Origin of the sequence: Alcaligenes sp. MMA (assembly GCF_020907215.1) — a bacterium.
Classification (GTDB): Bacteria; Pseudomonadota; Gammaproteobacteria; order Burkholderiales; family Burkholderiaceae_B; genus Alcaligenes; species Alcaligenes aquatilis.
This window is the reverse complement of sequence record NZ_JAJJPP010000001.1, coordinates 110,475-130,579: the sequence shown is the minus strand read 5'-3', so window position 1 is coordinate 130,579 and position 20,105 is coordinate 110,475. Positions and strand designations below refer to the sequence as shown.

The 20,105-nt window shown below is 55.4% G+C and carries 13 protein-coding genes; 9 read left to right on the top strand and 4 right to left on the bottom strand.

Features of this window, described 5'->3' with window-relative positions:
* Window positions 1-86 precede the first annotated feature (86 nt).
* From LNA76_RS00550 to LNA76_RS00535, 4 genes are all read left to right on the top strand, one after another.
* Window positions 87-2,762: a fimbria/pilus outer membrane usher protein gene (locus tag LNA76_RS00550; RefSeq protein ID WP_230017609.1), complete on the top strand. Its 2,676-nt coding sequence runs from the start codon at window positions 87-89 to the stop codon at window positions 2,760-2,762.
* Window positions 2,759-5,557 carry an ATP-binding protein gene (locus tag LNA76_RS00545; RefSeq protein ID WP_230017608.1) on the top strand — a complete coding sequence of 933 codons (2,799 nt, stop codon included), beginning with the start codon at window positions 2,759-2,761 and terminating at the stop codon, window positions 5,555-5,557. The genes LNA76_RS00550 and LNA76_RS00545 overlap by 4 nt, the downstream gene beginning before the upstream one ends.
* 96 nt (window positions 5,558-5,653) lie before the next feature.
* Window positions 5,654-8,788 (top strand): hybrid sensor histidine kinase/response regulator, encoded by a 3,135-nt coding sequence (locus LNA76_RS00540; protein ID WP_230017607.1) that lies wholly within the window; start codon window positions 5,654-5,656, stop codon window positions 8,786-8,788.
* A 23-nt stretch (window positions 8,789-8,811) separates the two neighbouring features.
* Window positions 8,812-9,471 (top strand): response regulator, encoded by a 660-nt coding sequence (locus LNA76_RS00535; RefSeq protein ID WP_230017606.1) that lies wholly within the window; start codon window positions 8,812-8,814, stop codon window positions 9,469-9,471.
* Here the strand turns inward: LNA76_RS00535 and LNA76_RS00530 are convergent.
* Together LNA76_RS00530 and LNA76_RS00525 are read right to left on the bottom strand one after the other, a co-directional pair.
* Window positions 9,468-10,382 (bottom strand): EAL domain-containing protein, encoded by a 915-nt coding sequence (locus tag LNA76_RS00530; RefSeq protein ID WP_230017604.1) that lies wholly within the window; start codon window positions 10,380-10,382, stop codon window positions 9,468-9,470. The genes LNA76_RS00535 and LNA76_RS00530 overlap by 4 nt on opposite strands.
* 277 nt (window positions 10,383-10,659) lie before the next feature.
* A complete protein-coding gene (locus LNA76_RS00525) occupies window positions 10,660-11,787 on the bottom strand; it encodes a fimbrial protein (protein WP_230017603.1) in 1,128 nt (375 codons plus the stop codon).
* 384 nt (window positions 11,788-12,171) lie between these two features.
* Between LNA76_RS00525 and LNA76_RS00520 the strand changes: the two genes are divergently transcribed.
* Together LNA76_RS00520 and LNA76_RS00515 are read left to right on the top strand one after the other, a co-directional pair.
* Window positions 12,172-12,354, top strand: a complete 183-nt coding sequence (locus tag LNA76_RS00520; RefSeq protein ID WP_026484623.1) for a hypothetical protein — start codon at window positions 12,172-12,174, stop codon at window positions 12,352-12,354.
* The gene (locus LNA76_RS00515) at window positions 12,347-13,759 is read left to right on the top strand and encodes an amidase (RefSeq protein ID WP_230017602.1); all 1,413 of its coding nucleotides are present in this window, start codon (window positions 12,347-12,349) and stop codon (window positions 13,757-13,759) included. The genes LNA76_RS00520 and LNA76_RS00515 overlap by 8 nt, the downstream gene beginning before the upstream one ends.
* A 694-nt stretch (window positions 13,760-14,453) precedes the next feature.
* On the opposite strand, the gene LNA76_RS00510 is transcribed toward LNA76_RS00515, so the two are convergent.
* Complete coding sequence (locus LNA76_RS00510) at window positions 14,454-15,791, bottom strand: aminotransferase-like domain-containing protein (protein WP_108727831.1); 1,338 nt, start codon at window positions 15,789-15,791, stop codon at window positions 14,454-14,456.
* 184 nt (window positions 15,792-15,975) lie between these two features.
* Between LNA76_RS00510 and LNA76_RS00505 the strand changes: the two genes are divergently transcribed.
* The 3 genes from LNA76_RS00505 (at window position 15,976) to LNA76_RS00495 (ending at window position 19,103) form a co-directional block, all read left to right on the top strand.
* Window positions 15,976-17,175: an MFS transporter gene (locus tag LNA76_RS00505; protein WP_230017601.1), complete on the top strand. Its 1,200-nt coding sequence runs from the start codon at window positions 15,976-15,978 to the stop codon at window positions 17,173-17,175.
* A 315-nt stretch (window positions 17,176-17,490) separates the two neighbouring features.
* Window positions 17,491-17,853, top strand: a complete 363-nt coding sequence (locus tag LNA76_RS00500) for a hypothetical protein (RefSeq protein ID WP_230017600.1) — start codon at window positions 17,491-17,493, stop codon at window positions 17,851-17,853.
* Between the two features lie 8 nt (window positions 17,854-17,861).
* The gene (locus LNA76_RS00495) at window positions 17,862-19,103 is read left to right on the top strand and encodes an FKBP-type peptidyl-prolyl cis-trans isomerase N-terminal domain-containing protein (protein ID WP_230017599.1); all 1,242 of its coding nucleotides are present in this window, start codon (window positions 17,862-17,864) and stop codon (window positions 19,101-19,103) included.
* 116 nt (window positions 19,104-19,219) lie between these two features.
* Here the strand turns inward: LNA76_RS00495 and LNA76_RS00490 are convergent, their stop codons facing one another.
* Window positions 19,220-19,972 carry an SDR family NAD(P)-dependent oxidoreductase gene (locus LNA76_RS00490; protein WP_108727834.1) on the bottom strand — a complete coding sequence of 251 codons (753 nt, stop codon included), beginning with the start codon at window positions 19,970-19,972 and terminating at the stop codon, window positions 19,220-19,222.
* Window positions 19,973-20,105 lie beyond the last annotated feature (133 nt).

Sequence of the window (20,105 nt, the reverse complement as noted above, 5' to 3'; positions counted from 1 at the left end):
ACCCTTTCGGCTACTGGCTCCCAGCCAGTAGCAGGAGCCCTTGCACGTCTTCGAATCGTCCAACACGCCCCCTTGGGTGCAGAGTCATGTCCAAAAAAAATCGCCTGTCCTGCCATCGCATTCGCCCCGTCAACCGCCAACCTCAGGCTACGTTGCGTCTTGCTTTGTTGCCCTGCCTGGTCATCATGGCCTGCGCAACCCAGGCCCAGACAGACTCCTCCATCCGCATTCCTGCTCCTGAAGACACCAAGGCAGAATCCGTTCAAGTTGCCGCTCTGGATACAACAGACTCCATCGGCTTTAACATGGCCTTCCTGCAAGGCAATGCCTCCACAGCCGATCTGCGCACCTTGCTCTCCAACAGCAACGTCCCTGAAGGCGTGCAGCGCGTAGACTTGTATGTCAACCAGCAACGCACTGGGCGGCGCGACATCACCTTCAAACGCAACCCACGCACGGATGACAACGAACCCTGCTTTAACCAGGAGATGCTGGAACAAGCCGGTGTTGACCTGAGCAAACTGCCTACCCCTGTGCCGGCCGAGGCAAGCTGCCTGCGTTTGCCAGAGATCGTGCCTGAAGCCACTGCAACCTATGAAAGTAGCCAATTACGTCTGCTGCTGAACATTCCACAGATTTACATGAATCCCAGCAGACGCGGTTATGTCGACCCTTCTCTGTGGGACTCGGGCCAGACGGCTGCTTTTGTGAACTACGGCGTAAACGTGCGCCGGGATCAAAGCAAAGGTATGTCCGCTACCAATGACCTCAGCGCAGACCTGCGCATGGGCGTGAATATTGGCCCCTGGCGTATACGCAACAACTCCTACTACAGCTCGGGCACCAACCGTTCCAGCACCTTTACCAGTCAGAACACCTATGCTCAGCGCGACATCGTCGCCCTGAAAAGCCAATTGGTGGCTGGGCAGACCTATACACGCTCCCCACTGTTTAACAGCGTGCGCTTTATGGGTGTACAAATGCACTCGGACGAGGCCATGCGTCCCGACAGCGAGCAAGGCTACGCACCCGTGATCCGTGGCACGGCCGAGAGCAATGCCACAGTGGAAGTGCGCCAGAACGGCTATGTGATCTACACCACCAACGTGGCACCCGGCCCTTTTGCGATCAGCGACCTGTCTCCTTCAGGCTCGAACGGTGATCTGGAAATCACTATTATCGAAGCCGATGGTTCGCGCCGCATCTTGCGCCAAGCCTTTTCCGCTCCGCCCCTGATGGTGCGCGAGGGCCGCCTGAGCTATGACATTGCGGCTGGCCAGCTACGCCTGAACGAAGACATGCAAGAGCGCCCCAATTTTGTTAGCGGCTCCATGCTATATGGCGTCAGCGCCAATACGACGCTGGCCGCCGGGGTACAGGCGTCCAAAAACTTCAGCGCCTACTCCCTGGGCGTAGGCATGAATACCCAGTTAGGTGCAGTGTCACTGGATGCAACCCGTTCCACCAGCCGTGTCCAAGGCCAGCAATCCCAGGGCACCAGCGTGAACTTGCGTTACAACAAATTCCTCGAAACCACTGGCTCGAACGTGTCCGTCACCATGCGTCACGACCTGAGCCGTGGCTATCGCACCCTGTCCGATCATGTGCAGGCAACACAAGCACCTGCTCACCTGCGCATGCCTGGGTCACACAACTCTCGCCAGCGTATTGATGCCAACATCAGCCAGCCCTTAGGCGGTGGCAATCTCTACCTGAACGCCTCCTATAACAAACATTGGGAGAACACTTCCTCCAACAGCCTGTCGGTGGGCTACAGCAACCATATCGGCAAGGTGAACTACAACCTGGCCTACACCCGCACCCGGAATTTGCACTCCTCCTTTAGCCCCACGCGCTCCCATGACAATGCCATCATGCTGACGCTGAGCATGCCCTTGGGCAGCGGCTCCCATGCTCCACAAAGCTTTACTAGCATCAATCACGACAATAATGGCAACTCGGTCCAAGCCGGTGCCAGTGGCTTGCTACCTACCGACCGTGAGATCAGCTACGCTGTCGCAGGTGGACGCACCGTTGCCGGCGAAAGCAATGCATCGGTCAACGTCGGCACGACCACTTCTTTTGCCCGTATGAATGCTGGTTACTCCTATGGCAACCGTCACAACTCCGGCAACTTCTCGGCCAACGGTTCAATAGTGGCGCACGGTGGCGGCGTCAACCTGGGTCAGGCGCTGGGCGAGACCTTCATGCTGGCCAAAGTAGAACCCGCCGTAGCCGGTGTCGGAATCTCCAGCCATGTCGGTGTCGAAACAGGCTCAAATGGCTACGCCATCATCCCGCATGCCACGCCGTACCGCGGCAATCACGTCAGTCTGGATACACGCCACGCTCCCAAAAACGCCGAATTCGACAACGCCGTACAGCAGATTGTCCCGACGCGTGGTGCTGTTGCACTGGCAACTTTCAAGGCCGAGGTGGGCTACCGCGTGCAGTTTGAACTACATGACGAACAAGGAGTCGCCCTGCCCTTTGGCGCCATGGTGCGCAATGCCGCCGGCGAACAACTGGGTATGACAGATCCACGAGGCCGAGTCTTGACCATGGTGTCCCCCGAGCAAATGCGTGGTCACCTGGACATTAGCCGTAACGGTCAGTTGTGCCGCGCTCGCTACGAGCTGTCCGAGAACACAGACGAACTGAACTATCAACTGGTCCGCCTGAACTGTGTCCACCGCGATCCTGACCCTATCCTTCCCGGCAATCTGGCCAAGCAAGGCAAGGCCCAAGACAGCGCAGCATGAGCAAGCCCAGCCACCCATCAAGCCACGGCCCTATGCGTGAGAACCTGCCCCCCATGCAGGTTCCACGTTTTCCCAGTGTTTTGTTGGCAGCCCTGTCTTTGATTCTGATTCTATGCGCATCACTAGGGACAGGCGCCTATTTGTACTCGTCTGCCACACACCTGATTTCCGAGTATCGCCGTCAACTCAACAGCGCCGCAGACCATGCTCAGCTCTTCTTTGACCAGCGCGAGGTTCTCTTGCGTGCTGTGGCCGCCAGCGCAGTTTCCCCAGACTCGTTGACCTTGTCGGCCAATAGCGGCAATCTGCAAGCCATTGACACACCAGACAATGGCGCGCTTGATCACTACACCTTGCTGCTGACGCGCCGCCACTGGAACGCCATCCATCGCACTGGCAAGCTGCGTTACATCAAGCTGAATCCTGCCCAGGATTTTCGTCTGGAGCAACATGGCCAGAATCTGAGGTGGGAGCAGCACATCGATGCCTTGGCCACGCGCTTGAGTACGATCAATCAAGAACCCCATGCCCGTCAGGTTACCGTGGTCTGGCTGCATCATGATGATGCTCCTTCCTCGCGGCTGGTGGCCTATACACCGATTGATCGAGAAAACCGGCTGGGGGCCTGGCTGGGTCTGGAACTACGAGACATAGATCAAGCCCTGACCTTATCCGCTCCCCCGCCCGGAACCGAACACATCCTGTTCGATATACGCGGTCAAGCCGTCTTGTACAGTAGCGCCCCACCTGATCCGTCTGAATTGCGCTGGCTACAGCAAGACTATTTTGGCTTTGATGGCAAAGCCTGGCCAGAACATATCATTCTGAGCAAATCCATTGGCAGCGGGGGTTTGCGAGTGCTCTACGCCCTGCCCACTCAGCGATTGCTGCACGATGGTCGCGGCGCCCTGATCACCGCCTTATTGACCCTTACCATCTTTACCACCATTGTTCTGGTCGGGGCTTGCCTGATCCGACGCCGTTTGCTGCTGCCTGCCCGCCAGCAACAGCAAAGCCTGGTCGATAGCGTGTCCTTGAATCGCAAGCTGATTGCCATGGCCCCTGTCGGCCTGACCCTGGTCGATGCCCAGGGCCAGGTGATCTTTCAAGAGAACCTGCAAGCACGAACCTGGATGCAAGGTGACCATCAATGGCGCTCGCGGCTGCCAGAAGAGCATGAGCAAAGCGCCTGCTCCGACATCACCCTGAAGGATGGTCGTAGTGTGCGTGTGCATGCCATCAGCCTGAACTACCGTGGCAAGCGGGCAGCATTGTGTTCAATCATCGACATCACGACCGAGAAAGCAGAAGAGGCGGCCCTGCGTCATTCCCGCCAATTGGCTGAAAATGCCAATATCGCCAAGACCCAGTTCCTGACCACGATGAGCCATGAAATCCGCACGCCTCTGTACGGCATTCTGGGAACACTGGAACTGCTATCGCTTTCCGAGAAACATCAGCACCCTTCGCCCTACATGGACACCTTGCGCCGCTCGGCCGAAACCCTGTTCCGGGTGGTGGGCGCATCGCTGGATCTGTCACGCATTGAAGCTGGCCACGTTTCCCTTGAACCGCGCGAATTTACACCACAAGAGCAGATTGATGACGTGATTGCCGCCTTTGCGGCCACAGCGCAAAACAAGGGCTTGCTGCTGTATTCAGTGACTCCGGTACGGGCCTTGACCACCACCATTGGCGATTCCTTGAAAATCCGCCAAATTCTGAGCAACCTGGTCAGCAATGCGATCAAGTTCACCACCTCCGGCCATGTTGTACTGCGCCTGCATACCGAACCCCAGCCCGGTAATCGTCTGGCTCTGCGCTTTCAGGTAACGGACTCGGGCCAGGGCATCAGCGCGGATATGCTGCCCAAGCTGTTTTTGCCGTATTTCAGTGCCCACAAAAGCGGCATCAACCAGCAACCGGGTACCGGTCTGGGTTTGCCGATTTGCCAGCGCCTGGCCAGTTTGATGGGTGGCTCCCTGTCTGTGGTCAGCGAACCCGGACTGGGCACCAGCATTAGCTTTGAGGTGGTTTTACCGGTAGCCACCCCATCGGCAACCCCGCCGGCACCCAAGTCCAAACTGGCGTTCCAGCCTGTGTATGTCGCCGGGGACATCCCTGAAATCGTCTCCAATGTCAGCAAATGGCTGCGCCACTGGGGGGCCTATGCCTTGCCTTATACCGGACAGCCCGCCAAACCCGGCTCCGTTCTAGTCCACAGTTGGCCATCTTTTGCCACCAGCACACCTGAATGGACAGGCCGCCAGGTGATGGTTCAAACCCATGCTCAGACTACTGCTATACAAGCAGACAATCCAGACCATTTCTACACCGCCTCAAGCGCGATGGAACACGTCACGCAGGCGGTGCAACTGGCTCAATCTCTGGCCTGCCCGTCTCAACGAGCCGGGCAAGATATTGGCCCTTCCATGCGCTCACAACATGTGCTGGTTGTTGACGATAATCCGGTGAACCAGCAGATTCTTCAGGAGCAGTTAAGCGTATTGGGCTGCACTACCCACCTGGAAGCCAGTGGCGAAGCGGCCTTGGAACTGACAGACAAAAACCGCTTTGATATTGTCTTTACCGACCTGTTCATGCCCGGCATGGATGGCTACGGCCTGGCCCGCGCCCTGCGGGCAGAAGGCTACCAGGGACGCATTATTGGCATTACGGCCAATGCCATTTTGGACAAAGACAAAGAATGGTCCACCGCAGGCATGGATGCCCTGCTGATCAAGCCTTTGCCGATGGCGGCCTTGCGCGCCAGCCTACAAGCTCCGACACCCTAAGTTTGCCTCACCATCTACGGCTCCCGCGTCGCCATCACGACGCTGGACGGTATGATATGGCAGGACTTGCCCCACACGGCGCCCCCACGGAGAACCATGGCCAACTCACCCTTTAATCGTATGACGCGACGCTCGCGCGGACACACACGGCTGCTGCTGGGCGTTATTCCTGTCTCATTCATGTTGCTCGGCGCGCTGGTCGTAGGCGGTCAACACTTTTTCAGCAATGAACGCCACCGCCTGGCGTCCGACTTCAACGTGACCTTGGCCTACATACAGGAGCAAGAACGATTTTTGGCTCAGCTCAAGGCCGATGCAGCCAAGTTGCAGGCCGGGCCACAACCCGAGCCCCCACCCGTAGAAAGCAGCCATGCCGTCAGCATCTGGCGCCCCACCGCCAGCGTGTCTTTTTCCATGATTTGCGAGCAGCATTGCCGTGCATCCAAACAGGACTACGGCACGCTAGGTGCCGATCTGGCCGATAGTTTTGCCTCCTTCTGGGCCCGGTCCTATTTCCCATCCGGTTACTTGTTCCTGTTTCATCCCGACATGGAAGACAGTTTGAGCATTCCGGAGCTGGAGTCTTCCCGCACCGATACGGTCCTGCCCATTGCCTCGCACAAAGAAGCACGCCAACACATTCAGCCACCCGGCGAACTGGCCTCCAGTCCATCTGCCGTGAAATGGGTTTCCTTACCCGAACACCCTCTGCACATGCTGGGCATCATTCCGATCTCCCTGCCTGGCCTGCCCCTGCCCGGTGCGAACCCCTCTCTGTTTCAGGCAATGAGTCTGTTCGACAAGGGCCGACTGCGCGAGTTCTTCAATCAATCCGAAGCCCCACTGGGCTATCGCTTCTGGCTGCACCATGCTGCACAAGGCCTGTTAATCGGGGAAAACAACTCCCCCGCCCTAGAACAAGATGGCTTTACCATCAGCCTGCAGGGATTGGCCTTCCAGATGAGCGATCCCTCGGGAACCTGGACGGGCCGCTATCTGATCAGCCCCAGACAACTGCTAAACAGCACCTGGGTACCATTGGGCACTGTGGTGTTCTTATTATTAAGCCTACTGGGCGGCCTGGCCTATGCCCGCTGGTATGGACGCCAAGTGGTAGAGCCAGCCCGTCAGGCACAGCGCGCTTTGCTGGAAAGCCAGGACTTTAATCGCAATCTTATTGATACCTCACCGGCGGCCCTGTGCGTGATCAGCAAGGACAAGCGACAGATTATTTTCGGCAATGCTCAGGCGCTGGAGTGGCTGGAGCTGGATGCAGGCGACACCTTACCCGAGCAATCTCCCCTGTCCCTGGCTTTGAACGAACTGCAACAACAAGGACCGGATGCGAACGAAGGCAAAGTGGACTTGCCCGATGGTCGCAGTCTGCACTTGGCCTGCGCGCCCAGTCGCTACCATGAGCAAGACGTCTTGCTATGCGTTCTGATGGATTTGACGGCCCAAGAGGAAATCCAGCGGGAACTAGAACGTGCTCGCGCCGCGGCAGACGAAGCCAGCACCGCCAAGTCCTCGTTCCTGGCCACCATGAGCCATGAAATTCGCACGCCTTTGTACGGAGTCCTGGGCTCTTTGGAGTTGCTGTCCATGACCGAGCTGGATGGCCAGCAGCATCAGCAAGTGGACCGAATACAGGGGGCCTCGCGCCAACTGCTGCAAATCATCAGCGACATTCTGGATATCAGCCGAATTGAAGCAGGCCAAACGCATGTGCAGTCCGTGCCGCTGGATCCCATCGCCCTGGTACAAGACTGCACCGCCACCTACACCGCTATGGCCCAGCAAAAAAACCTGCTGTTGTTCTGTCACGTGGACCCGAACGTACCACGCAGCGTATTAGGCGACCCGCTGCATATACGCCAGATTCTGAGCAATCTGATCAGCAACGCCATCAAGTTCACCCAGGCGGGCCACATTATTGTTCGATTGCGTCTGGAGCAGCTTACACAGGACAAAGCACAACTACTGTTTCAAGTAGCCGACAGCGGGGTGGGCATCGAGCACGAACGCCAGGACAAGCTGTTTACCCCCTTTTATGTGGCCCACTCAGGCGAGCACACGATACGCGGGGCGGGCCTAGGCTTGTCCATCTGCGCCCGTCTGATCGAACTGATGGACAGCCAGATTCAACTGACCAGTGAACCCGGTCTGGGGAGCAGTTTTTCTTTTATGCTGAACCTGGATATCGCACCCGCAGGCGATCAAACTCACCCTGCACCGGATCTGCAAGGCATGAAACTGCATATACGCACTCCCCATGCCGAGCTATCCGAGTCAATTTGCGTCTGGCTCAATCGCTGGAATGCCCAAGCCCAGGCCATGCTGCCCAGCTATCCGCTGACCGGTAAAACCGAAGATATCTTGCTCGATGTGATGATGCCCAACAGCAATCCGGCGCCCCACTGGCCAGGCCCTTATATCAGCATTTCTGCACGCGACGGCAGCGCCACCTTGCCCGAGGCCGACGGCACCAACCCGGAAAGCATTGCCCTTGCGCTGGAGCGTTGGCAGACACAACAACACGCCCCCTCCGAACAAAAAACGGTAGTCACCAAGACGGTCATCACGCCCCCGAGCCGCCCCGGTCCGCATGTGTTGATCGCAGAAGACAACCCGATCAACCAGGTCACCTTGCGTGAACAGTTGGAGCGTTTGGGCTGCCAGGTCACCCTGGCCCAGGACGGCGAAGAAGCACTGAGCTTGTGGGATGGCCATAGCCACGATCTGCTGCTGACTGACGTCAATATGCCTAATATGACCGGTTACGAACTGGCCCGACGCTTACGCGCTCAAGGCATGAACGCCCCCATTGTTGGTATTACCGCCAACGCCATGCGCGACGAAGCCCAGCGTTGCACACAGAGTGGCATGAACGCCTGCCTGGTCAAACCCATGAATCTGGCCACCTTGGGAAATTTGCTGGAATCCTTGATCCGCTCACCCATACCGCAGCGTTACAAGAAGATTTTTCGCAGCACCATGAGCAAGGATCTGGAGGCCTTGGAACACGCCCTGAAAGAAAAAAACGCGACCCAAAGCCAAGCCATTTTGCACCGTATCGCTGGCGCGCTAGTCATGATGGGTTTGCAGGAAATCGCAGACAAAGTGAAAGAACTGGAACAGAATTTCAGGCAAAATACTCAACAAACCGACACACATGTTCAAACAGCCATCGCCGTGTGCAATGCACTACGCGACCTGATCGAACAAGCTTAGCAAAACAAGCAAGGAACCCCGGTATGCCCGCGATTCAAAAACTGCGCGTCATCATTGCTGACGATCACCCATTAATCCTGATGGGTATACGCGAGCTGCTGGGACGCGATATCAACCTGAGTGTCGATGCCGTGGCGGCCAGCCCCTCAGAGCTGGTCGAGCATCTGCAAAAAAGCCAGCCCGATGCCATCATTACCGATTATTCCATGCCCGGCGATGAGCAATATGGCGATGGAATGCGCTTCATTTCTTATCTGCGACGCCGCTTTCCTGAGGTCAAGCTGATAGTACTGACCATGGTGTCCAACCCCATGATTATTTCTTCTTTGTACGACGCTGGCGTACAAGGGGTTGTCCTCAAACAAGACGAGCTGTCTGAAGTCCTGGTCGCCCTGCATTTGCTGCGCCAGGGCGTAAAGTACTACCCGGCCAATTTCAAACAAGACACACCCAAAGAGGTGCTGGAAAGCTCGGTACCCGATCGTCTGGCATCCCTGAGCCCTCGGGAGTTTGAAGTACTGCGCCTGTTTGCCATGGGAGACTCCATCAGCAGCATTGCAGAACAATTAAATCGCAGTATCAAAACCATCAGCGCACAAAAAGCATCCGCCATGCGCAAGTTGAATGTAAACAACAACCAGGCCCTGATTGCGTTCTGTACTCAAAACAACCTGTTTACCTAGACGGCCCAACGCTGCCGAATCCACATATCCAGTTCAAAGGCCGGAGCGGGCTTGGCAAATAAATAGCCTTGGGCATAATCACAACCCATTTGCTGCAACAGCTCCAGATCTGCCTGAGCTTCCACGCCTTCCGCCGTCACGCACATACCACGCTCCTTGGCGCTAGCAATCCAATCCAACACCTGCACGGCTTGCTGGCGATCGGCAGACAGGCCATGCACAAAACGCCGATCCAGCTTCAGTTCCGAAAACGGCGCACCAACCAGCCGCTCCATCGAACTGTACTGCACGCCTGCATCATCCTGGGCCAACCCAAAACCCATTGCCACCAAACGACAAGCCCCCATAAACAAGGCACAGGGCGTCTTGGTATCCGAGTTCTCCAGCAACTCAAAAGTAATGTCCTCGGCCCGACCCTGCTTGGCTTGCACACAAGCCATCAAGCGATCTGGCAAACCAGCATCATTGAGCAAATGCGTAGGCAAGTTTACCGACACGGGCATCACCATACCTTGGCGCCGCCAGTAAGCCTGCAGACCCAGCACCTCTTGCAAAATATGCATCAACAAGGCCTCGTCCAGACCGTGCTCGCTGAACCAGGGTAAAAATACATGGGGCGACAACAAGCCCAGCTGTGGATGACGCCAACGGGCCAAGGCTTCCAGCGCCACCAGCTTCTGAGAGCGTACCGCCACCTTGGGCTGCAGCCATGCCTGAATCTGGTCCTTGTGCAAGGCGTCAAGCAAGACAGAGCGACTGATAATGGCGGCACCGGACTGATTGAGCGCCTCACGCTCCGGCACCCACAAAGCCGCATCCGAACGGACAGGACGCACAGGACGCGCCAGCTTCCGGGCAGGTCGATAAGTCAGACATCCGGACGGTACTTGAAACGTAGAAGGTGCAAACATGAAGAGCCCCGGCAACAAGAGATGTGCATCCCAAATCGCCTTGCGGTTCAGTTGCCATCATCGATGCTTTAAATCTTAAGATTCCAGCGGCTTGACGGGTCTAGGAATAATCCGAAAAAACGTGTCAGCTACAAAACAGTCTAGGAAAACCGGAGCCTCAGTTGATCTTTTGAACTGTCAATCAACAATAAAAAAAACCCTGTTCCAAACTAAAGGAACAGGGCTTTAAACGATACAGAACCGGCAAACGATACAAGAGGCTCAAACCATTGGGCCATTAGTCATACATAAAAGTGACCACTGCCTCTGCATTCATACTACCGGGTGTCACCGCCGTTTTAGTCACACCTGGCATCATTACATACTGAGCAGTAATTGGCATGTACATATCACTTGTAGTACTGGCGGATGGCCCCTCAACGACAGCCTGACGTTCTGGCAACGTTGAACCAACGGGAGCAGGCCCTAGCTTAATCGCTGTCTGGCTATCACGGTGATACAGCCGCACTCCTACTTCCGGGTGTGACGATGTGACATAAGCATTAGAAGCAGACGGTGCACGTGCGTCAGTAAAGAACGCTTTGATCGTCGTGCCCACTGGACACCGCTTGCCGATCAGATCAAAATTGTATTGCCCAGTAACTCCCTGGCTCCGCTGACTGCCTGCCGAAGCCAACTCAGAGGCCATTACAGGCGACATAGTGGCCACCACATTCAAATCGGCCGAGGCACAAGTCGGTACGGAGGGGCGTGGCAACTCAGGAACAGTCGTATCCTGGGACAACATTCCCAGTAAATCGAAGGAACCATCTCTGCACAAAGATCGGTTTCCTTGAAGAGGACCTCCAAATACCCGACCGTTACCAATTCCCGACCGTTTAAAATCCGGCTTTCCTCCCTGATATGCTTTGGCATCAATAACCACCACTTCGTACTGAAAGGTATAGGAAATACCAAAACTTGCAGGTGCAGATCCAACCAGCAAAGTGAACTCATGGGGGTTAGTTACCGTGGTCCCACTCGGAGCTTCATGACTAGGAACAAAATTGTAGCTCCCCTGAGCGTAATGCCCCATCCAGCGTATACGCACACCTACCCCAGGCATTTCGCGCATGGGGACCACCTCATCCGGATATAAAGCATCCGCTCCACCCCTCATTTCCACGTACGCCTTAGGTAGATTGGCTGGATAACTGAAAAGAAAAGTGGTAGAGGCAGTGGCAAGAATCTGTCTATTGTAGACCTCACCCTTGATTGGGTAAGTGACCCAATTATATATATGCCCGCCGCTTGCCCTGTAGCATTGTGACGTCTGGGCATATACGTTGGGATTTATAAAAAACATAAGAACAAAAAAACACATGAAGATAATTTCATTCATGTTTCTATTTAATTTTTTCGTCATTTTTATTCACCTATTGCCGGTACTTGATCATTTAACCATTCACAAGAAAGCATATAAATAAGACTATTCTTATAAGTTCTCTTGTGCCCCTTCATGTACTTATTGGCAGGGCACGACAGATAAACTCCAATGACTTCCTGCTGTTGCATACACCGGGCACACGTCGTCGCCTACAGCACTGGAAAACCCTAGTATTTTTCAGAAGGCATATTTTGTAGATTAAATAAGCAGACATCTTCGTCTGCCAAAACAGATGCATGCGCTGCCAAAGTTGCCAGCGACATGCAGGCAATAAAGCCTCACTCCCTGACACCAGGGGTGGGGCTTTTTTTGTGCGCGCGATTGATGCATGCCTGTTTTATGACCACCACAAGGAGAAGACAAATGACGGTAAGTGTGAAAGACGCCTTGGCCGCAAAAGGGATACATCCCAGCCCCCAGCATCTGGAGAAGCTGGAGGTCAAATGGCGCGAGATCCAGGCCATGAAAGGCAATCTGGAAGGCATTGCCATTGACGATGCAGACGTCGCCATCAAACACCTGGCCGGAGGAGACCACCATGAATAAAGACCTACTTGAACTGAGCGTTATCGACCTGGCCGACAAGCTGCGCAGCAAAGCCGTCTCTCCCGTTGAAGTGACCGACAACCTGCTGGCCTATATCGAGCAATCCAACAAGCAAACCAACGCCTATATTTCCGTTACCGCTGAGCAGGCCCGCAAAAGCGCCAAACAAGCGGAACAGGACATCATGGCCGGAAAGTACAAAGGCGTTTTCCACGGTGTTCCGCTAGCCCTGAAAGACAATATTTACTTTGCGAACGAGGTCACCACCATGGCCTCCAAAATCCACAAGGACTTTGTCTCCAAAGACGACGCCACCGTGGCTACCAAGCTGCGCGATGCCGGGGTGATCTTCACCGGCAAGCTGAACATGCACGAATACGCCTGGGGCATCGACAACAACAACCCGCACTTTGGTGCCGTCCATAATCCCTGGAATGCCGACCGCGTCCCCGGTGGCTCCAGCGGTGGCTCGGGTGCGGCCGTGGCCTCCCACAGCTCCTACAACACCCTGGGCACCGACACCGCCGGTTCCATTCGTATCCCATCGGCTGCATGCGGCATCGTCGGCCTGAAACCCACCCATGGCCGCGTCAGCAAATTCGGCGTCTACCCCCTGGCCTGGACCCTGGACCACGTAGGCCCCATGTCCAAAACCGTCGCTGACGCCGCCGCCATGCTGGAAGTAATTGCTGGTTTTGATGGCCGCGACCCCACGTGCGCCAAGGTCCCGGTCGGCTCCTACCTGAACGCGCTCAATGGGAATATCAAAGGACTGCGCATTGGCATCATCGAAGACTATTTCTTCAAGAACGTAGACGCCGGTATCGAAAAAGTGATCCGTGACCGCCTGGCCGACCTGGAAAAACAAGGGGCCAAAGTCATCCCGCTGAACGTCCCCGCCCTGCGCTACTCCGAATGGGCCGAACTGGCAGTCAGCCTGACCGAAGCCGCCACCATCCACCACCAGGACCTGATCAAGCGCCCCGAGGATTTTGGCGGCGACATCCGCTTTCTGTTTGAACTGGGCGAACTGTTCAGCGGCATCGACTACCTGCAAGCCCAGCAAGTACGCCGTGCGTTGAAACAGCAATTTACCGCCACCTTCAACGACGTAGACGTCATCATTGCCCCCACCCTGCCTTGCCAGGTACCCAATATCGGCACCGATACCGTCAATATCAACGGCAAAACCCTGGACTTCATCGATGAAGGCATCCGCTTTACCGGCCCCAGCAACCTGACCGGCCTACCCGCCATCACCGTACCCGCCGGTATATCTGAGGGCATGCCCGTGGGCCTGCAAATCATCGGCCCCGCCTTTGAAGAAGCCCGCATTCTGAACGTCGCCTACGCCGTGGAAAACATGAAACCACTGGCAGGACACCAGCCCGTCCTGAAACCGTAAGCTCAACAAAGCACCACAGGAACAAGCCCCTGTCCGCCAACCGCAGACAAGGGCTTTCTTTAGTAAAGCGACTAAAAGACGCAATCTGTTTAGCTTGGACCCAGCTAGCGAAAACAACAAAAATACGACTCTGAGCTATCTTCGTCTTTCAGCACCCCAAGCTGGACGCCAAACACGTCGGGCTACTCCTTGTCGGCTCAGTCACTTAAGTGGACTCAGACCGTTTGATCCCACCCGAACTGGCCCGATACCCCCGCATCCGACCAAGCCAGGCAAAGACAAAGCATCCACCACCAGTTCAAAGCCAAAGCCAAAGCCAAAGCCAAAGCCAAAGCCATCAAAATCGTAAACACAGAGGGACTCTATTTTCTTTCAATAAGCCATTCGGGTTCGCCCCAGGGCTGAGCGGCGAGTCAGAGTTCTTGCCGCGGGCGATTGCGGGATACGGGGTACAAGCGCCCTTCTGTTCGTGCCCGACGCTTGTGATGTGTACGGGGGACACATCACCGGGCAAGTTAAGGGCGCGCCCGTATCCTGCAATTGCCAAGGGGACCGACGCGCAGCGTCGGCAAGGACTCAGCCGCTCAGCCCTGGGGCGAACCCGAATGGCGTCTTTCAGAACGAGCCCCCCTGCTACCAACCCGAGGCACTTCAGACAAGAAAACAATCTAAACGAAGTCAAACAGCGCAGGCATTACACCCACCCCAAACAAGGCATTACCTCCTGCGTCAAATGCGCCACATTCAGGCGCATCCTGTCCCTGAAATCCTTGTCTACAGCAAACGAGGCCCCCGGCATCAGCAAGATCCCCTGCTGTTCCAGCCTCTCTATATAAGCCGTCAAATCCGGCATATCCGGGTGCCCAACCCACAAAAACATCCCGCCCTGCGCTGGAACCTCAAACACCCAGCCATATTCCGTCAACGCCTTTTGTGCAATGTGCTGATGCGTCATCAACTGCCGCTGAATTGCCTGCGTATGTTTCGCATAGGTGCCATCGGCCAAAATGGTATTGACGAAACGCTCACAAAACCCCGGCACAGCCACACTGGTCAACAGCTTCAAACGAATCAAAGGGTCGAGCAACGACGTCCCACAGGCGATATAGCCAATCCGCAAAGAGGCCGACAAGGACTTGGAAAAACTGCCTATATAAACCACATGCTCCAAATCTCCCAGCCCCGCAAAAGTCTGCCGCACACCGGGGAAGAAATCCCCATACACATCATCCTCGACAATCAGGAAATCGTGCTCCGCCGCCAGCTTGACCACGGCAAAAGCCACCTTGGGACTTAAGCCCGCCCCAGTCGGATTATGAAAGGTACTATTGCAGAAAAACGCCCGTACCTTGTGCGCCTGCAGAATCTGCTCCAAAGCCGCCACATCCGGTCCATCGGCCAGGCGCGGCACACCGACAGGCACACCCCCACACAAGCGGATCAGCTTGATCAGGTTGCTGCTACAAGGCTCATCCACCAGAACATAATCACCCTGACGAATCACTATTCGCGCGATCAGATCCAACGCTTGCGTCGCACCTAAGGTCGTCACAATTTGCTGGGGGGACACCTCAATCAAGGTCGATTGCCGCAACAGCATGGACAACTGCTTGCGCAGCGGCAGATAGCCCTGAATATCTCCATACTCCACCAGACCACTGCGCCCCGAGCGCGCCGTCTTGCGTATAGCCTTGGCCAAGGCATCCGTATCCCTCCACGGTACAGGCAACCAACCACAACCCAACTTGCACTGCTCGGGCTTGGCCTGCAAGATCTTGAGCAAAGGGTCCCGTGCCGCTTCACAAGGGGACAGAGGCAAATGCTCTCCCAAACCAGACCAGCGAGCCACAAAATAACCGCGACCTTGCAAGGCCTCCAGCATCCCCTGGCCAACCAGACGGGTGTAGGCACTGACCACGGTGTGATGGCTCAGGTTTTCTGTCGCCATCATCTTGCGGATGGACGGCAACGGCTGCCCCACCGCCCATTCACCCTGAACAATCGCTTCCTTCAGACGCTCATAAAAATCCATGCTGCCTGCCTCTTAACACTGTTAGAAAAAATTAACTAACAGTTTTCAGGATAGTACACCCACTGTTCGAGACAAGCGCATCGTGAACATACAAAATGGTCCCCACCGTTTTCACGCACTCAGCCACCGTTGGAGCCGAGACAGTCGTTCCCCTTGAAAGGTCTATCTATCACCGCGCAGCACCATGACATCCACTCATCTTCCATCTCGAACCTACCTGTATTTCCTGGCCCAATCCATCAACCTGACTACTGCCGTCATGTCCGTCACCATGGCAGCACTGGTCGGCGGCAGTCTGGCGCCCGAAGCCTGGCTATCGACCGTGCCTTACGGTTTTCAGTTCCTGTTTGTGATGCTGTTTACCCTGCCTGCGTCCAAGCTGATGGCCGCCATAGGCCGAAAAAAATCCTTTCTGCTGGCCTGTCTGCCCTTGGCCGCCTCTGGCGTGGTCGGTTACTGGGCAATTGAAATGAAGCAGTTTTCCTGGCTGGTGGCCTCACATGCCCTACTGGGTATTTATATTGCCTTTGCCAACTTCAACCGCTTTGCCGCCACCGACGGGCTTAGCGCCGCGTTAAAACCGCGAGCCATTTCCTTGGTCGTAGCCGGAGGGGTGATTGCCGCCGTATCGGGCCCTTTGCTGATACGGGGTTTGAAAACCAGCAGCTTTGGGCCCGAATTTGCCGCCTGCTATGCCGCTTTCACCGTGTTGGCCGTCGTCTCATTCATTCTGAATCTTTGCATCAAACCCATACAGCCTGCTCAACAGGCTGCACGCAAACCAGGCAACCGTGGCCAGACCTTAAACCTGGTACTGCATAACAAGACACTGGCCATCGCCATTTGCATCGCCGCGATTGGCTACGGCATCATGAACCTGCTGATGATTCAGGCCTCCATGCACATGTCCCACCTGCATGTACATTTTTCAGATATCAGCACCGCGATTCAATGGCATGTACTGGCCATGTTCGCCCCTTCTTTCTTTACCGGCTTTCTGATTCAAAAGTTTGGTTTGAAAACCATTGCCATTACCGGCATTTTACTTTTGCTCTTGAGCAGCCTGATCAACATCGTGGGCCACAGCTATACGACGCTCAGCCTTTCCTTATTGATTCTAGGCTTAGGCTGGAACTTTACTTATGTGGGTGGCAGCGCCTTGCTGACACAGGCCCTGGAAGGCAAACCGCACTCTCTGGAAGTACAGGGTGTGAATGATCTGGGGGTTTCCATCTGCGCCACACTGGGGGCCTTCGCTCCGGCCTTTCTGTTCAGCTTTGCTGGCTGGGGCGGCACCAATATTCTGTCCGCCATTATCTGCCTGGTGCTATTGCTGCTGTCCCTACTCTATATCCAGCCCACAACGACAAACACCAAGCCTTAGAACCGGGTCTGCCAAGATCACAACAGACTCGCCGTTATCGATGAAATCGCCGCTGACCTGTATGGAAAGCGGCGATTTTTTTGCCTGCATCAATAATCGAAAGCCATGAAAATCAGATAGTTCTTACTTCGCAAGCTGAATCTGCATGTTCCAATTTCATGCACACAACACGCTAATGCAAACTGCCTCTATTCAAACGGACCATCGCCTAAACAGGCGCCAGGCCCACCATTTTCTCGGTTTGCAGCACGGCTCGAATTCAATGCTCGCCCCTCAAAAAACGGAATAAAGATAGTCGAACATCTCGAGGAATTTATGCGATTTACCTTTCCCGGTGCGGCCATTGTGGCCGCCTTTATTTTATCTGCTTGCCAAGCCACCACCCCTACCCACACGACTGAAGCGCCCACTGCCTCCAGCCAGGACGATAAATGCTATCAAGAATTCGCCGCGCTAAAAGATCTGGATCCGCTTGCCTACGAAAAATACCGACAGCAAATGCAAACTATTGACGAGAATTTTGGCGTTTACAAATCCAATGAAGCATTGATTGATGAAAACGCCTCTGAAGTCATGCTGACCGAAGTCAATAAGATGCTATCTCTGGTTTGTGTCCGGATTAATAACGCTGTCTATTCCAACATGATGGATCGCGTTCAAAGCCTGAACAAGCTATGAGAAAGTACATGAACGCAGCACTTTGCTGCAGTTTGCTGCTGTTTTACGAGGCGTCCCATTCGGTTGGCACTGGTCTTCTGGACCGCTTGGCCCATGAAAACATCATTGGCGATGGCCTTGCCCGCCCGCAAGGGGACGAGCACTCGGCACGAGCCAACGCCATCCCCGTCACACCGAACACCACAAACCAGGCCGAGCACCATGCCTTACTCAGAAACGAGCTGCATCAGGCCAACACACAACTGATCGCCTTACAACAACGCTTGTCAGATAGCGAAAACCTGAACAGCCAACTGCAACAACAGTTGCTGCAACTACACGCAGAGCCAGACGGCTCCATGATCTTGGCCCCCATTGCTCTCGATCAGGAACAGAACCTGGCGCGCATCAAGGATTTAAGTCAGCGCCTGGAACAAGAGCTGAACCAGAGACATGCCCTGGAATCAGAGCTGGAGAACTTGCAAAAAGCCCGGGACCACGACCTGCCCAATGGCCTGTCACAAGACAGCAGGCAGGCGACGATTGAAATAGCCTCTCTCAAGAAAGACATTGACGACCTGAAAGCAGCAAAGCAAGACTTGCAGCACCGGCTGGTCGCACAAGCACTGACCTCAAACCAGGCCAAACCCACTGGCGTGCCCAGGCGCATGATTGTAAATAATGCGGCATCAGCCGATGTTCGTCTTAGCTACGCCATCGGTACCTGGTATGCCGACAGTGCGCCACACGAGACACAGAAACTGGCCTCTATCGGCAAGAAGCTAGATTTACAAGCCTTCTCCCAAGGTTTTAGCGACAAGATAGACCAGCGCCTGCAATTGTCCTCCAGCATCATTTCCGTAGAACTGGCCAATGTCGACAAACTATTGGAACAGGCCATGCTGTCCAAGAACGAGAAACAGGCCCAATCGGTTCTGGCTGCAGCGGCGGCAGAAAAGGGGGCAGTCAAAATGCAGGATGGCACGGTTTACAAGATCTTGAACAAAGGCAAAGCACCCATGGTGACCGCCAGCAGCGACATCTTGTTTGAGCTGGACGAAGAGCTGGGAACAGGGGAAATACTGGCCGCCAGAGAAAGCAAAACCAGCCTGACTAAAGATTTGCCCCCCTTATTTCAAAGCATCGTCAAACAGCTAGGTATTGGCGGCTCTGCAAGAGTCCATATCCCCATCACCGAGGCTCATGCAGGCACCGGAGTGCCGCCCGGTTCGGTATCAATTACCACTATTAGGATCATCGGTGTGAAATAAGAAAAATGCCGATACTCGTATAAAAATCGAGTATCGGCATCTTGACTGGTTTAAGTCCCAAGCTACGGTGGCGGATTCATGCCTTCAAACGAAAAAAGAACTTCTACCATGATCGCTTACTTGGCGGTATACCCGCCATCGGCCACCATACACGCCCCCGTCATGAAACTGGCCCCGTCCGAGAGCAGGAAAGCAATCGCGTGGGCAATTTCATCGGCATGACCCAAACGGCCAATCGGATGTTGGTCCACGAGTGCTGCACGGGCGGCATCATCTAAACCCGACAGAATCGGCGTATCCACATAACCGGGGTGGATGGTGTTGATGCGTACACCTTTGGAGGAATACTCCAGCGCAGCCGAGCGGCTCAAGCCAATCACCCCGTGTTTGGCGGCGTTGTAGCCGGGCAAAGTGGGGTTGGCCACCAGCCCCATGATGGACGACATATTGACGATAGCGCCCCCGCCGGCAGCCAAAATGGCGGGGATCTGATAGCGCAGACCATAGGCCACGCCGTTCAGGTTGATGTCGATCAGGCGACGCCAGCCGTCCAGATCCATCTCGCCAGCCGGGCCGGAATCCCCGGCCACACCGGCGTTATTGACGGCAAAGTGCAAAGCACCGAAATGTTCAATAGCGCCATCAACAGCGGCTTTCAGCTGATCGGGCTGAGTCACGTCGGCCACGTTCGCCACCGCCTTGCCACCGGCCTGCTCAATTTCCTTGACCACGGCCTGGACCGCGTCGGCCTGTACATCAGACACCACAACCGACAGACCATTGGCCGCCAGCAGGCGGGCCGTTGCGGCACCGATACCCGAAGCGGCGCCCGTCACCAGAACAGAATGGCCGGAAAATGAGTACTTCATACTGACAACTCCTTCAAAAATTCACTGGAACCCAGTCTCAAGACTTGCGCTGACGAGTCCTGGATGCAGCACCCGTGCTGGCAGGCTTGGTGGCCGCCACCTTGCCTTGCCCGGATGCTGGCAAGGCAGGTGC